We start from the raw sequence: 13996 nt of genomic DNA on the forward strand, positions 1-13996 counted from the left end.
TGTGATCTTCTTCTGTTTAATACGATCTGCTTGCGGCTGGGTGTTTGAGTTCTCTGCCGGCTACGCGCAGTTGTCTTTTGGTCCTGTGTGTATGGGTGTTTTAGGCTGAGTGCGATCCCCGATAGACCTTTAGCCACTTCCAACTCTGGCTAAACGGGATGCGGGTTCCTGGTGGAACAGCGTGGCTGCTCACCTATGATGACCTGGGCCCGTCGACAGTTGATACGGCCGTCGTACCAGGGAACCAGCAGGCATCCCGCTCTGGGTAATCGCTGTATAAAGGAACGGCCAGGAGAAGGGTTCGTCTGATGTGGGACGTATTGTCAGCACTGATCCCGCCCGCTGTTGTCGCGACAGTGTTCTGCGTGGCTATCTACACGCTGCTCCGTAAGGAGATGGCGCCCAGAACGTCCGACGGCAGGCCCATTGACGAGGGCGAATCACCAGAGACGAAGGAAGCGGACAACAAAGTCGCTGCTGAGAGCCAAGACACACCGCGCGCTTCCGATGCGGAAGTCCGTGACACAGAGGAAGAGCACAAGGGGCGCTAAGCCCACATCAGTGAATGCTGTGTCGGCGGGCATGTTATGAACTTCTTGACTGCATCTGACAGCTCAGCATCAACTCTGTCATAAATTTCTTCCCATCATCTTGATGTGATCGAAGATAACTTCATTCTGAGTAGAGTGAATTGTCTTTCCAAAGGCCGCAGGATAGCTTTATATTCAATGGCCTGTTAACACTCTTCTCAGCCAAGAAAGGACCCAGCATGGCCCAAAAGGTACAGGTGCTACTCGTCGATGACCTCGATGGAGGTGAGGCTGAGGAGACGGTCTCCTTCGGAATCGACGGTGCCACCTATGAGATCGACCTCAGTGGTGAAAACGCGGCTAAGCTCCGCGCTGCGCTCGAACCTTTTATTAAGGCCGCCCGCAAGGCACCGACGAAGCGTGGTGCTACCCGCAGCAAGCAGCGCAGCACGCTGAGTCGGGAGCGCAGCGCCGAGATCCGCGCCTGGGCCCGGGCGGCTGGCAAGCAGGTCAGCGAACGAGGCCGCATCCCTCAGGCGATCATGGACGAATACCACGCCGCCCAGGGACGCTGACTGTCGCCCTCGCCCCGGATTCACGCCGTGCCGCTGAGGGCGTGAATCCTCTCCAGCGAGGATTGCCCCCTCCGGAACACTGACCAGCAACGCTGTTCGCTTAGAGCAAATATCGTGCGAACACGCATCACGGCCCGCGTTCTCTCACGTAGTTGAGGGTCGCGGGCCGTTCGCTTGCGGCGTACGCGGAACATATGAGGGGCGAACAGTAGTTGGATGAGGATGAACGCCCTATCGTCGGGGAAAGTCTCTTGGCATAGCACCGTGTGAAGAGATCGGTGGTGGGTGTATTCGTGTGGCCGTCCGGGGAGCCGGTCGGCGCGGTGTAGACGGGTGCGACAGTGCCCTGGAGGTTCCCTGATCCACCTCGGGGCCGATAGGCGGAAAAGTGAGGGTCGGAACTTCCGTCCCTGCCTGACCGCTCTGTGAGGAGCGACGAGACATGTTCGAGAGGTTTACCGACCGCGCACGGCGCGTGGTTGTCCTGGCTCAAGAAGAAGCCAGGATGCTCAACCACAACTACATTGGCACGGAGCACATCCTGCTCGGCCTCATCCACGAGGGCGAGGGCGTCGCTGCCAAGGCTCTGGAGAGCCTCGGCATCAGCCTGGAAGCCGTCCGTCAGCAGGTTGAGGAGATCATCGGGCAGGGGCAGCAGGCCCCGTCCGGCCACATTCCCTTCACACCCCGTGCCAAGAAGGTCCTGGAACTGTCACTGCGCGAGGCCCTGCAACTGGGACACAACTACATTGGCACGGAGCACATCCTGCTCGGCCTCATCCGAGAGGGCGAGGGTGTGGCCGCCCAGGTGCTGGTGAAGCTGGGCGCCGACCTCAACCGGGTGCGCCAGCAGGTGATCCAGCTGCTCCACGGCTACCAGGGCAAGGAGCCGCAGGCCGCCGGCACGGCCGCCGAGTCGGCACCGTCCACGTCCCTGGTGCTGGACCAGTTCGGCCGCAACCTGACCCAGGCCGCCCGCGAAGGCAAGCTCGACCCGGTCATCGGTCGCGACAAGGAGATCGAACGGGTCATGCAGGTCCTGTCGCGGCGCACCAAGAACAACCCTGTCCTGGTGGGCGACCCCGGTGTCGGAAAGACCGCCGTGGTCGAAGGCCTGGCGCAGAAGATCGTCAAGGGCGAGATCCCCGAAACCCTCAAGGACAAGCAGCTCTACACGCTCGACCTCGGCGCCCTGGTCGCGGGCAGCCGCTACCGGGGTGACTTCGAAGAGCGGCTGCGTAAGGTCCTCAAGGAGATCCGCTCCCGCGGCGACATCATCCTCTTCATCGACGAGCTGCACACCCTGGTCGGCGCCGGCGCCGCGGAAGGCGCGATCGACGCGGCCTCCATCCTCAAGCCGATGCTGGCCCGCGGTGAACTGCAGACCATCGGCGCGACCACCCTGGACGAATACCGCAAGTACCTGGAGAAGGACGCCGCGCTGGAGCGCCGCTTCCAGCCCATCCAGGTCGAGGAGCCCACGATCTCGCACACCATCGAGATCCTCAAGGGCCTGCGCGACCGCTACGAGGCGCACCACCGCGTGTCCATCACCGACGGTGCTCTGGTCGCCGCCGCGCAGCTAGCCGACCGCTACATCAGCGACCGCTATCTGCCGGACAAGGCCATCGACCTGATCGACGAAGCCGGCTCGCGCATGCGGATCCGCCGCATGACCGCCCCGCCGGACCTGCGCGAATTTGACGAGAAGATCGCCAAGGTGCGGCGTGACAAGGAGGCGGCGATCGACGCCCAGGACTTCGAGCGGGCTGCCGCACTCCGCGACGAAGAGAAGCGGCTCCAGGCGCAGCGCGCGCAGAAGGAGAAGGAGTGGAAGGCCGGCGACATGGACACGGTCGCCGAGGTGAACGAGGAGCTCATCGCCGAAGTCCTCGCCACCGCTACCGGCATCCCGGTCTTCCGGCTCACCGAGGAAGAGTCCTCGCGCCTGCTCCGCATGGAAGAGGAGCTGCACAAGCGGGTCATCGGCCAGGACGACGCCATCAAGGCGCTCTCCCAGGCGATCCGCCGCACCCGCGCCGGCCTGAAGGACCCCAAGCGTCCCGGTGGCTCGTTCATCTTCGCCGGCCCGTCCGGTGTCGGTAAGACCGAGCTGTGCAAGGCGCTGGCCGAGTTCCTCTTCGGCGACGAGGACGCGCTGATCCAGCTCGACATGAGCGAGTTCATGGAGAAGCACACCGTGTCGCGCCTGTTCGGCTCGCCTCCCGGCTACGTCGGCTACGAGGAGGGCGGCCAGCTCACCGAGAAGGTGCGGCGCAAGCCGTTCTCGGTGGTGCTGTTCGACGAGATCGAGAAGGCCCACGGCGACATCTTCAACTCGCTGCTCCAGGTGCTGGAGGAGGGCCGTCTCACCGACGCCCAGGGCCGCAACGTCGACTTCAAGAACACGATCATCGTCATGACCACCAACCTGGGCACCCGGGACATCTCCAAGGGCCAGCCCATGGGCTTCGCGCGGCCGGACGACACCCAGACCACGTACGACCGCATGAAGGCCAAGGTGAACGAGGAGCTCAAGCAGCACTTCCGGCCTGAGTTCCTCAACCGGGTGGACGACACGATCGTGTTCCACCAGCTGACGCAGAAGGAGATCACCGCCATCGTCGACCTGATGGTCGCCCGGCTGGACGAGCGGCTCAAGGACCGCGACATGGGTATCGAGGTCCGGCCGCACGCCAAGAAGATCCTCGCCGAGCGGGGCTACGACCCGGTGCTGGGCGCCCGGCCGCTGCGCCGGACGATCCAGCGGGAGATCGAAGACGCCCTGTCGGAGAAGATCCTCTACGGCGAACTCAAGTCCGGCCAGATCGTCATCGTCGACGCGGAAGGCGAAGGCGCCGACGCCAAGTTCACCTTCCGCGGTGTGCCGAAGCCGCAGGCACTGCCGGAGACCGCAGAGGTGGGCGCTCAGTAGCACCGAGCTCTTCCATCGAGCGGTCCCGCACCGACCCGTAACGCACCCAATACACGAGAAGGAGGGGTGGTCCACCGGCCACCCCTCCTTCTCGTATGCGCCGACCTGTGCACACCCCGACAACCGCGGCACGCACCACGCACCGGCTTTCCCGGCCGGCCGCACCCGCACCGCCTCCCCTGCCGCCTCGAGACACGACACGGGCACGGCTTCCCGGTCAGTTAGGCAGCGCGTACTCGCCCGTCTCCAACGGGTCCACCAGACCGTCAGCCACCAGACTGTCCAACGCCCGTTCCCGCTGGACCGCGTCATCCCACACCGCGTCCAACATCGACTTCGGCACCGGACCGGACGCTTCCCGCAGCACCGCCAACAGCCGGCCGCGGACCTGGCGGTCCGTCCCCGCATACCGCTGGCCGCGCCGCGGCGGCCCGTCATGCGGGGGACACCCCGCGAGCACCCACGCGCACTGGTCCACCACCGGGCACACCCCGCAGCGGGGCGACCGCGCCGTACACACCAGCGCACCCAGCTCCATCACCGCGACCCCCCACCGAGCCGCTACCGCGGGCTCCTCCGGAAGCAACGACTCCGCCAGCCGGTACTCGGCTTTCGTGGGGGTTCGCGGCGGATACTGCCGCCCGTTCACCAGCCGCTCCAAGACACGCCGCACGTTCGTGTCCAACACCGCATGCCGCTGCTGGAACGCGAAACTCGCCACCGCGGCCGCCGTGTATGCCCCCACCCCGGGCAGCGCCAACAGTTCGTCGTACGAGTCCGGCACTGTGCCGCCGTGCCGCTCCACGATCACCGTCGCACACGCGTGCAACCGCAGCGCACGACGCGGATAGCCGAGCCGCCCCCACATCCGCACGGCTTCCCCCGCAGAATCGGCCGCCAGGTCCTTCGGGGTAGGCCAGCGTTCCATCCACGCCTGCCAGGCGGGCAGCACCCGCGCCACCGGGGTCTGCTGGAGCATCACCTCGCTCACCAGCACACCCCACGGGGTCACCTCCGCGGAGCGCCACGGGAGATCCCGTGCGTTGGCGTCATACCAGGCGAGAACGGCTGTACGGTAGGGGTTTGCGGTCATAGACGATCAGAATTCCAACGGCGGGTCGAGTAGGCGTAAAACTCTGGAAGCCGGGATACTTACGGTTATGGCTTCGGGACCGGTAAGCAAGGCAATCTACTGGCGGCGACGGTTCGTGGTATTGGCAGGGCTGCTCGCGGTACTCGCGCTGATCGCATACGCCTGCCGTCCCTCCGCCGACGAGGAGGACTCGATCATCCCGGCAAGCACCGACTCCAGCCCTGGCTCGGAGGACGCTCCGCACAGCGCCGGGTCGGCAGAACCCAGTATCCCAGCCTCACCCCCCGACGACCCCGACAATGCCGACGATTCCCCTGAAACCGACGATGCGGGGGAGGGGGACCCCGACACCACCGCGGCAGGCGGCAGCACCGACCCTGACTTCGCCGCGGGCGGCTCGTCCGGGGGAGGAAGCAGCGGTGCCCAGTCCACCGCCGCCCCCTGCCACCCCGAGAACGTGGTCGTGACTGTGCACTCCGACCGGGACGACTATGCCGCAGGGGTCTACCCCGTCCTCACCCTCACCCTGGTCAACACCGGTTCCACCACCTGCCGGGCAGACGTGGGACCCGACACCCTGGAACTGCGCATCACCTCAGGCAACGACCGCATCTGGTCCAGCGCCGACTGCGGGGACGCGTTCCGCGCAGAAGCCGTGGAACTCCGGCGCGGCGTCCCCCACGACGTGGACCTCACCTGGGACCGCACCCGCTCCTGGCCGGACTGCCGGGACGACGTCGTCCACGCCCGCCCCGGCACCTACGTGGCCAAGGCCTACAGCGACTACGAAGTCGCCGGATCCCAAGTGTTCCGCCTGCACTAGCCCCTGAAACCGGGGTCAGTGCGGGCGGCGCCGCAAGGCGATCTGCGCGTTCGCCCCCGTGTCCGGGCTGACCACCACTTCCTGCGCGGCAGCGATCCCGTCCACCACAAACTCGGCGTCCACGGGAACCGTCCGCTTGACCAAACCCAAAGCGATCGGTCCCAGCTCGAAGTGGCGGGCCGACGACCCCACGAACCCCACGGAACGGCCGTCCAACTCGATGTCGGCCCCCCGCGCGGGCAGCCGCTCAGCCGTGCCGTCCAAGTGCAGCATCACCAGACGGCGCGGCGGACGCCCCAAGTTGTGGACTCGCGCCACCGTCTCCTGCCCCGGATAGCACCCTTTGTCGAGGTGCACCGCGGAACCAATCCACCCCATCTCGTGGGCGATCGCCCGGTGGTCCGTGTCAATCCCGAACCGGGGCCGGTGCGCGGCAATCCGGCGCGCTTCATAAGCCCACAGCCCGGCAGGCCGCGCCCCCGCCGCAGTCAACGCCTCAGTGACCTCCACCAGCGCCGCTGCCGGCAGGAAAAGGTCGGTCTCGTCGGCAGCGGGACGGAGCACGGTCTCCGGCGGCAACGAGTCACGCACCGCGTCCAGCACCGCAGCCCGATCCGGGCCCGCCACGGTCACCACGGCGCGCTCCGCGCTCAGATCGTCCACCTCGACCCGCAGCATGAACCGCATGGACTGGAGGAACGCAACAAGCTCCTCCGCGGTCCCCGGTTCCACGTGAGCCCACAGCGCGGTGCCGTCGTCCACCACCGACAAGTGGTGCTTGATCCGCCCGTTGGCGTCCATCACCAAGGTTTCAGTGGCGGTCCCCGGGGCCAGCTCCCGCAAATGCTGGCTGGTGAGGTCGTGCAACCATCCCAACCGGTCCGGGCCGGACACGCGGACCACGCCCCGGTTGCTCCGGTCCACCCAGCCCGCGCCACGGTCCAAGGCCCGCTGTTCCTGGAACATTTCCCCGTAGTGGGCGGCGATCTCAGTATCAGGCGCCTCGGCGGCCACCGCGCCGGGACGCGTGAGCAACGGCGAAGTCATACCTGTGAGCCTATGTCCCCGCCACAGCTCGGTGGGGCGGACACCTCCCCGTTCCCGGAATACCCGCGAAAAAAGGTTTGCCCCGCACCCGTCCCTGCACGTACCGTCGAGGGCACGCGAGAAAGGAGGTGGTCCACAAAGTGAGCTCTTTGCGGACACGCGAGGTGTTCGCCCGCTAGGGCGACCCCACGGATCGCGCTAGCGAATCCACGGTGGACACCCGGACCCTCGGGTGGCCAGCCTTGTCCGACTGGCCCCAGCCTGCGCTGGAGAAACCCGAGGGTCCGCCCCAGGCCACTTCTCACGACTTGCGGTCGACCCGCTGCAACTGGGCGGACATGTACGGCTGCAGTTCTTTGCTGTTGGCCGCCAGATCCCAGGCGTAGCCCAGCGTCTCCCGGTTGTCCCCGAACAACCCGTACAACCGGTGGCTGGCCGCCGCAGGAAGCCCCGTCTCCGTGCGGACCACCACATCCGTGTGCAGCTCCACCCGGTGAGCGAAAACCGTGCCGAGGTAGACCTCGCTGTACCCCTCGGGGTGGGAGATCAGCACCTCCACGTGGATGGGCGGCTGGTCAGGATCCTCCTGCTGCGCTGCCTTGCCCGTCCGAACCCGCCAATACCCCGACTCGGACGTCACCGGTTCACCCCGGGAACCGTCCTCGTTGACCCGCCACACCTGGCTCCGATAGTTCAGATGCGGATGGCCGTCGTGGGTGAACTCGATGACCTGGGTGAACTGGAATTCTTCGGTATCCGGGTAGCCTGCGACCCCCAGTCCTTCCCAGCGGCCCAGCAAAAACGACAGCTTCGCCAGTTCTGGATGCATCTCAGACTGCATAGTGTCCGAGACTAGCGGCGGCACAGCATTCGCCCGTACCCGCAGCCGACGCGGCCGGCACCAGCACTTCTTGCGCCTACCACGGTTTTCTCCGTTCTCTTCGGCACCGGCTACCCGCCATTCGGGCAGGCGTTGTCCACGACGGATATCAGTGGAGACGTTCTCACGTCTCCCTGTTATGGCCCTAGCCCGGCACAGACCCTGGTAAAGAAGTAAGGAACGGACAAGGGGCACGGATGCCGTGGCCCGCGGACCACGACAATAGAGAAGAGGGGCTTCATGCTGGTGATCGGAATTGCCCTCCTTGCCAGCGCGGCGATTCTGGCACCCATGGGCTTCCTCGCCTACCGGCGCTGGCAGCACCGCCACGCCTTGGCCACTCTGTGCCCCCGCGCTTTCGTCGCTCTCGCCGGCCACAACGTCACCCTGCACGGCCGGGCAGCCACCGGACCGGCCGGAACAGTCGAATCCCGCCTAGCCGGGGTGGAATGCGTGTGGCACGGCCACGAAGTCATCCGTCACTACACCACCTGGCGCACCGTTGAAGAGACTGGGGAACGCCAACAAGTGCTCGGCGACGACCGGATCGCCGACTACAGCTCCCCGGAACTGTTCGCCCTCATCGGCCCCGACGGCAGTCCTCCCAGCGACCAGCCGATCCTGGTGGACCCGGAGGAGGCCGACACCACCCGGGTGAACCTGTGCCTCCAACGTGTCGTCAGCCGCCCGCAACGCGGAGTACCTGCTCCCGCCGACGACCTGCTCGGCCGGATCAAAGGCCGCGTGTCCGGAATCTTCCGGGGAGAGACCCTCGAATTCGAATACCGGGAGCGCGCCATCCGCGCAGGGGACCCTCTGATCGTGCGGGGCCGGGTAGAACTGCGGGAAGGCCACCCCGTCCTCGTCGCCCCCGAAGACGGTCGGCTCAGCATTGAACACAGCACGACCGCGCCCCCGCCCGTCCCCGGACCGCCGGTCCACGCCCTGCTGTTGAGCGGCAGCGCCCTGCTCCTCGGCATCGCGGGCCTCCTGCTCTTGGTGAGCAGTTAACCCCGACCCGGGCCACCAGCATGCCGCCCCGGGACGCCCAACCCACCGGGACCGGCGAGGGCCTCACATCAGGAAGCACCCGGCCCTGCGCGGCACACGAGACCAGCAGTGAAGCTTTGACCTGCGTCTTTCTCCCGCTATGGTGACCGGAGAAGACGCCCTTGACCCAGGCTTTACAGGCTTCATTGCCCACCACACCGGGCCGCAACCCCGCCTGGTCCCACGTGCACTGGCGCGCGCCTGTCCTGCCGCCATTCTCGTGCGGAACACCCACACTGATCCGCCAGTGCCGGACCCTCGCATTTCGCAGCAGCTCACCTGGCATGGCCTCGATATGACCAGGGAACACTTCTGCGAATCTTGTCTTACTTTCCGTAATGAGAGGATAATTGACAGTAAATCACCAGTGGGTGGGGAACATGCGGAGCCCTAAACCATGTCCACTGTGGGGGCACACACCAAAGGAGAAATATGTCCACACAGGAGCACGCCCCGCCCTCCTCCGGGGAACCAGTCACTGCTCCCACACAGCACCGAAGCGCCCCGTCACTCTGGCCGCCGCTGCGCGCCCTCGCCTTGCGCCTGCACTTCTATGCGGGAGTCCTCGTCGCACCATTCATCGCGGTCGCAGCGATCACCGGGCTTCTCTACGCCTACACCCCGCAACTCGAACAATGGCTCTACGCTGACCAGTTGCGCGTTGAACAACAAGGGCATCGGATTCCGCTCAGCCTGCAAGTCGAAGCAGCCCAAGAAGCCCACCCGGAAGGCACCCTCCACGCGATCCGTATCGGCGGCCCCGAAGACAGCACCCGAGTCCTCTTCCAGGTCGACGGGCTGGAAGAAAGCGTCCGTTCCAGCGTCTTCGTCGACCCCTACACCGGGGAAGTCCTCGGCACCCTCGAGGTCTACGGCAACAGCGGCGCCCTCCCGGTACGCACCTGGATCAGCATGCTCCACCGCCATCTCCACTTGGGCGAGGTCGGCCGCCTCTACAGCGAACTCGCGGCAAGCTGGCTGTGGGTGGTCGCCCTCGGGGGCGTTGTCCTGTGGGTGAGCCGCGGCCGCACCGGCTCGTGGATCCGCCGCGTCTTCCTGCCTGACCAGGGCGCCACCGGGCGGCGCAACACCATGTCCTGGCACGGCACCGTGGGCGTGTGGATGCTCCTCGGAGTGCTCGCGCTCTCCGCAACCGGCATGACCTGGTCAGCCTATGCCGGGCAGAACATCGGAACCATCCGCCAAGCCTTGAACTGGCAGACCCCTTCCCTGAACTCGGAGGTTTTCGAAGCAGGACACCACGACACGGGCGGCACAACCGCAGAACACGGCCACGAGCACCACGTCGCGGTCAGCGTCGACCAAGTCGTCGGCGCGGTACGCGAAGCCGGGATCGACGGCCCCATCGAAGTGATCTACCCGGCTTCCGAAACCCAGGCGTTCAAAGTCGTCGAAACCGGCAGGGAATGGCCGGTCCAACAGGACTCGGCGCTCGTCGACCCCATGACCGGGGAAGTCATCGACATCCTGCGGTTCGAGGACTACCCGCTGATGGCCAAGCTCACCGTGTGGGGCATTGCCGCGCACATGGGCCTGCTGTTCGGGCTCCCCAACCAGCTTGTGTTGACCGCGCTGGCCGTGGGCATCCTGGCTCTCATCATCTGGGGATACCGCATGTGGTGGCAGCGCCGCCCCACCACCCGGGAAGGATTCGCCCTAGGTCGCCCGTTCCCACGTGGGAGCTGGCGACGGCTGCCCCTGTGGGCGAAGGTCGCACTCGTCGCGGTGCTCGTCGGACTGGGCTGGCTGATGCCGGTCTGGACGGTTTCCCTCGTGGGATTCCTTGTCATGGACGCGGTCATCGCCCGAACGAGCACGTAACCTCCCTGCCGGTGCCGCCGGGGTGGGCGTCCGTGGTTATGGGCCCCGGCGGCACCCCTCACCTCAGCCCAGGAATGCGCGGACCTAGGGACAGCCCGGACATGAGCACCCGTCGACAGGCCCGGGACCGTAGCGCAGCGGAGACCCCGCAAACACCGGGGAACACCGCAGCCACCCTCCCCAGGCCCCGGCGCCATCGTCGAACAGGCAGTCCACGAACCACATGTCCTGCCCGCGTCCCGCAACTGCTGCCGTCACCGCCGCAACGGGTTTCCCGCCAGTGCGCAGCCACTGGCGGGCGGACGACTTCGGTGGACCGGGCAGGGAAGCTGGGATACGGCGGCGTAGCCGCTACTGGGCGGGGTGTCGGCTCGTGCCCACGCGTCGTCCACGGGGAAATGCTCACCCAGGCGAGCGGGACCTCCTTACCACGGCAGAGGAGCAGACCGGTCAGACCAGGACACGCTATTCCTCGCGGTCCGATGCCTCCTCGGTGTCACGCTGGAGTGAAGGAGAAGCGGGGGAACGGCGGTTCGAACGGTCCGCGATACGCAGTTCCAGCCTGCGCCAGGCAGTGGCCCAGCGACGGTACTCCTCGTCGCTGCCGCCGCACGCGGCGATGAACGCTTCGACGAGGGAAAGCTTCGGGAGTTTGTCCTGGCTCAGTGCAGTGTGGAACGAGGTGGCAGAGCACCGGTTGCCGCAGTTCTGCTGCATCTTCCGGTAGGAAGGGGTGCCCGCCCAGCGGCGGAAGAGCCGCATGGCCTCCACAAACTCCGCTGGCGTAGTGGCGGCCAAGGGGTCCGGACGGGTGTCGTGTCCGTCTAGGTCGGGGACTGCCGTGGAACGAGGAGGCTGCCGGTCCAGTTCCCCACCCCGCGTGTTTCGGACACCCTGGTCTCCCTCGTCGTGGGGGACGGGGATCAGCGGCACCTCACCGTAGAGCTTTCCGTCGGCTCCCCGCCGCACTCGCTTGGGAAGAGCGTCGGGCGCGACCCGGTAGACGGTCGACGGGGTAGTGCGACGCAGGGAAGGATGTGGTCCGCTAGGGCTGAGCAGGTCAGAGGTCATACTCGCACCTCCCGGACTCCGGCGGACACGCTGGTGCTGAGACGAACGATCACGGAGCCACTACTCCTTGGACGTGAAAGCGAATGGGGCGCCTGCCCGGACGCGACCCGGAAATGGCGGTCTGTCGCCGTATAGGGAAGAGCGCGGTCAAACTCTCCACAAAATATTGGACTGTGGGAAAGAAGTTACCGGAACAGTGGTGTGACGCAATCCCCCAGACGGGGGATGAGTCCGCTATGTCCGGTCTGTGTCTTTGCTGGGTGCGGCAGGGTCCTGCCCGGTGAGCGCGGGGACGGTAGCGGCAACGTGCAGCAGCATTCGAAAATGTTCAATTTTGTACAGAAGTGTCCAGGGGGATTCCGTATCGTCGGTGAGCTGCGCACGCGAGGGGGATCGGTGAAGATGGCACGGAACAAAAACGAAGACGGAGAGTGCTAGTTACGGCGAACTTTTTTCAGGTTTTTAGGCCGGCTGGAAGTAGGAAGTCCGCCGGTTCGGGCCGACCGTCCCGAATCGGACCCGATCTGACCATCCCCGCACCGGACACCGGAATTCCCGCACGCTGATCGGACCATTCCAGCCCTGCCCAGCACCTTCCCGAACACCACAGCCGCACCGCACCACCGGCCGCCGCCCCAGCGCGCCACCCCGCACCCGGCTCTGCTACGCCCACGCTCCCCCACAACCGCACAAAAAGGGGGACATCTGACAGCATCCCGCGACAGCAGCGGACCACCCTGGAGCGCGCCCCGCACCGACAACCGAGAACCCCCGGCCACCGCAGCTCCGGGAACCACGACAGGCCAAGCAGACACACAAGCAGAAACCCATCCCCAGCGCGGAGCTGGAGCCAGCCGCCGGACCCCGTACCCCGTACCCCACACAGCCCAGGCGCCCAGCGCCGCACGGCACCCCACGAGAAGCGCAGCACCCACGACCCCTGGGCAACGTTGCCCTCCCCCGGAGGGGAAACCGCCTCGCGCAGCCCGTCTCACAGATCACGGCCCGCAGAAAAAAGCCACCGAATCCGCGTCATTTCACAGACGCTGATTCTCCGCTCTCCACTCGCAATCTTTACCGAGCCATTCCCTTTCCGTTGTGCATTCCTGAAATTTTGCTGAGCCAGATAAAAATTTCAGAACACGGTGTCGTGATACTCGATAACCGGAAACTCAACCCGCTCCCGGCCACCATTCCCCCCGCACTTGCCTGAATCGCCGAAAGGAATCCCGAAGCAAACCACCAATGTGCGAGCACCTGAAAGGGATTTCTCCACTGTGCAGGGAAGAGCATGACTACCTGCGATCCCGCCCTGTGCTCACGACTCAGGAACTGCCTTACAGAGACCCACGTCACCCCCACCGATGCGCCCCATCGCAGGGAGGGAGAGCACCGATCCCCACCAGCAGTGCTGCACCCCGCCCCGCAGCGACGTGGGAGAAGGCAACGGCGACAGAACAACTCCGCAACCTTTCACCATCCGATAATCCGTAGGGACGGCCGGGGACCCCCAATGACCGAACCGTCAATCTCCCGCGCAAAGCCCCAAGATGCGGCCTAGAAAACCGACCAAAGAAGTGTCCAGGAGCACAACCACCGCCGACAGCACCGGCACGGACCTGCGAAGACACACTCTTGGGGGTGAGGATCGCAGACCCAGCGGGCATTCCCCGCCGCCCGTCGGCACATCCCCTCTGCACGCCGCCACGAACAGAACCCAGAAACGGACAGGATGACTCTTGCTGGTGGGTAAGCCTTAGACTGGGAAGCGAACTGGTATAAGGGATAAGGAGACCGCGGTTGTTTTCCTCAACAGCCGCCCCAACTACCACCAACACTCACCGTGTCCACTAACGTCATGGCTCTGTTACTGTCTGTGCTTAACCCCCCGTGTGTAAACCGCTTTTAATGCTCCAGTCAGCGCTGTGTTTCAGCGGAAGTGGAGAAGACACGCTCTTATCGCGGTAAAGGACAGTTCATGGGCCGGTGATCCACGTCCTCCCTAGGACTCCGTAAAGCTGACAACCAGTCTCCTGGGTTCAGAGCCAGGTATACGAGCCTGCGGGAGAACACACGCGACAATTGGTTGTTTCCGGAGCCCTGAACGAATAGTTCTCTCCCACAGGTTTGAGTCCTGCACTGGGGGGATG

General features: G+C 65.5%; 9 protein-coding genes. 5 read left to right on the plus strand and 4 right to left on the minus strand.

What is annotated here, in order from left to right; genetic code table 11:
* Nucleotides 1–769: 769 nt before the first annotated feature.
* Together TF1_RS08870 and TF1_RS08875 are read left to right on the plus strand one after the other, a co-directional pair.
* Complete coding sequence (locus TF1_RS08870; RefSeq protein WP_016189353.1) at nucleotides 770–1105, plus strand: histone-like nucleoid-structuring protein Lsr2; 336 nt, start codon at nucleotides 770–772, stop codon at nucleotides 1103–1105.
* Nucleotides 1106–1547: 442 nt separating this feature from the next.
* Nucleotides 1548–4040 (plus strand): ATP-dependent Clp protease ATP-binding subunit, encoded by a 2493-nt coding sequence (locus TF1_RS08875; protein ID WP_011293299.1) that lies wholly within the window; start codon nucleotides 1548–1550, stop codon nucleotides 4038–4040.
* A 217-nt stretch (nucleotides 4041–4257) separates the two neighbouring features.
* Here the strand turns inward: TF1_RS08875 and TF1_RS08880 are convergent, their stop codons facing one another.
* Entirely contained in the window at nucleotides 4258–5133 is an 876-nt protein-coding gene (locus tag TF1_RS08880; protein ID WP_011293298.1) for an HhH-GPD family protein, read from the minus strand.
* 67 nt (nucleotides 5134–5200) lie between these two features.
* Between TF1_RS08880 and TF1_RS08885 the strand changes: the two genes are divergently transcribed.
* Nucleotides 5201–5956 (plus strand): hypothetical protein, encoded by a 756-nt coding sequence (locus TF1_RS08885; RefSeq protein ID WP_011293297.1) that lies wholly within the window; start codon nucleotides 5201–5203, stop codon nucleotides 5954–5956.
* A gap of 15 nt (nucleotides 5957–5971) precedes the next feature.
* Here TF1_RS08885 and ygfZ read toward each other — a convergent pair whose 3' ends face one another.
* Together ygfZ and TF1_RS08895 are read right to left on the minus strand one after the other, a co-directional pair.
* Nucleotides 5972–7003 (minus strand): CAF17-like 4Fe-4S cluster assembly/insertion protein YgfZ, encoded by a 1032-nt coding sequence (gene ygfZ, locus TF1_RS08890; protein WP_011293296.1) that lies wholly within the window; start codon nucleotides 7001–7003, stop codon nucleotides 5972–5974.
* Nucleotides 7004–7304: 301 nt separating this feature from the next.
* On the minus strand, nucleotides 7305–7844 hold the full coding sequence (locus tag TF1_RS08895; protein WP_011293295.1) for a nitrobindin family protein: 540 nt from the start codon (nucleotides 7842–7844) through the stop codon (nucleotides 7305–7307).
* A gap of 279 nt (nucleotides 7845–8123) precedes the next feature.
* Here TF1_RS08895 and TF1_RS08900 point away from each other — a divergent pair, with 279 nt between their 5' ends.
* Together TF1_RS08900 and TF1_RS08905 are read left to right on the plus strand one after the other, a co-directional pair.
* Nucleotides 8124–8894 (plus strand): hypothetical protein, encoded by a 771-nt coding sequence (locus TF1_RS08900; RefSeq protein WP_011293294.1) that lies wholly within the window; start codon nucleotides 8124–8126, stop codon nucleotides 8892–8894.
* A 471-nt stretch (nucleotides 8895–9365) separates the two neighbouring features.
* Complete coding sequence (locus tag TF1_RS08905) at nucleotides 9366–10775, plus strand: PepSY-associated TM helix domain-containing protein (protein WP_011293293.1); 1410 nt, start codon at nucleotides 9366–9368, stop codon at nucleotides 10773–10775.
* A 465-nt stretch (nucleotides 10776–11240) separates the two neighbouring features.
* Here TF1_RS08905 and TF1_RS08910 read toward each other — a convergent pair whose 3' ends face one another.
* Nucleotides 11241–11846, minus strand: a complete 606-nt coding sequence (locus tag TF1_RS08910; RefSeq protein ID WP_011293292.1) for a hypothetical protein — start codon at nucleotides 11844–11846, stop codon at nucleotides 11241–11243.
* Between the last annotated feature and the right edge of the window lie 2150 nt (nucleotides 11847–13996).

Origin of the sequence: Thermobifida fusca NBRC 14071 = JCM 3263, assembly GCF_001592045.1 — a bacterium.
Taxonomy (GTDB): Bacteria; Actinomycetota; Actinomycetes; order Streptosporangiales; family Streptosporangiaceae; genus Thermobifida; species Thermobifida fusca.

What these genes read in the sequence shown, in the direction of transcription:
- TF1_RS08870 (WP_016189353.1), top strand. Translation starts at nt 770, where the DNA reads ATGGCCCAAAAGGTACAGGTGCTACTCGTCGATGACCTCGATGGAGGT.
- TF1_RS08875 (WP_011293299.1), top strand. Translation starts at nt 1,548, where the DNA reads ATGTTCGAGAGGTTTACCGACCGCGCACGGCGCGTGGTTGTCCTGGCT.
- TF1_RS08885 (WP_011293297.1), top strand. Translation starts at nt 5,201, where the DNA reads ATGGCTTCGGGACCGGTAAGCAAGGCAATCTACTGGCGGCGACGGTTC.
- ygfZ (WP_011293296.1), bottom strand. Translation starts at nt 7,003, where the DNA reads ATGACTTCGCCGTTGCTCACGCGTCCCGGCGCGGTGGCCGCCGAGGCG.
- TF1_RS08900 (WP_011293294.1), top strand. Translation starts at nt 8,124, where the DNA reads ATGCTGGTGATCGGAATTGCCCTCCTTGCCAGCGCGGCGATTCTGGCA.
- TF1_RS08905 (WP_011293293.1), top strand. Translation starts at nt 9,366, where the DNA reads ATGTCCACACAGGAGCACGCCCCGCCCTCCTCCGGGGAACCAGTCACT.
- TF1_RS08910 (WP_011293292.1), bottom strand. Translation starts at nt 11,846, where the DNA reads ATGACCTCTGACCTGCTCAGCCCTAGCGGACCACATCCTTCCCTGCGT.
- TF1_RS08880 (WP_011293298.1), bottom strand. Translation starts at nt 5,133, where the DNA reads ATGACCGCAAACCCCTACCGTACAGCCGTTCTCGCCTGGTATGACGCC.
- TF1_RS08895 (WP_011293295.1), bottom strand. Translation starts at nt 7,844, where the DNA reads ATGCAGTCTGAGATGCATCCAGAACTGGCGAAGCTGTCGTTTTTGCTG.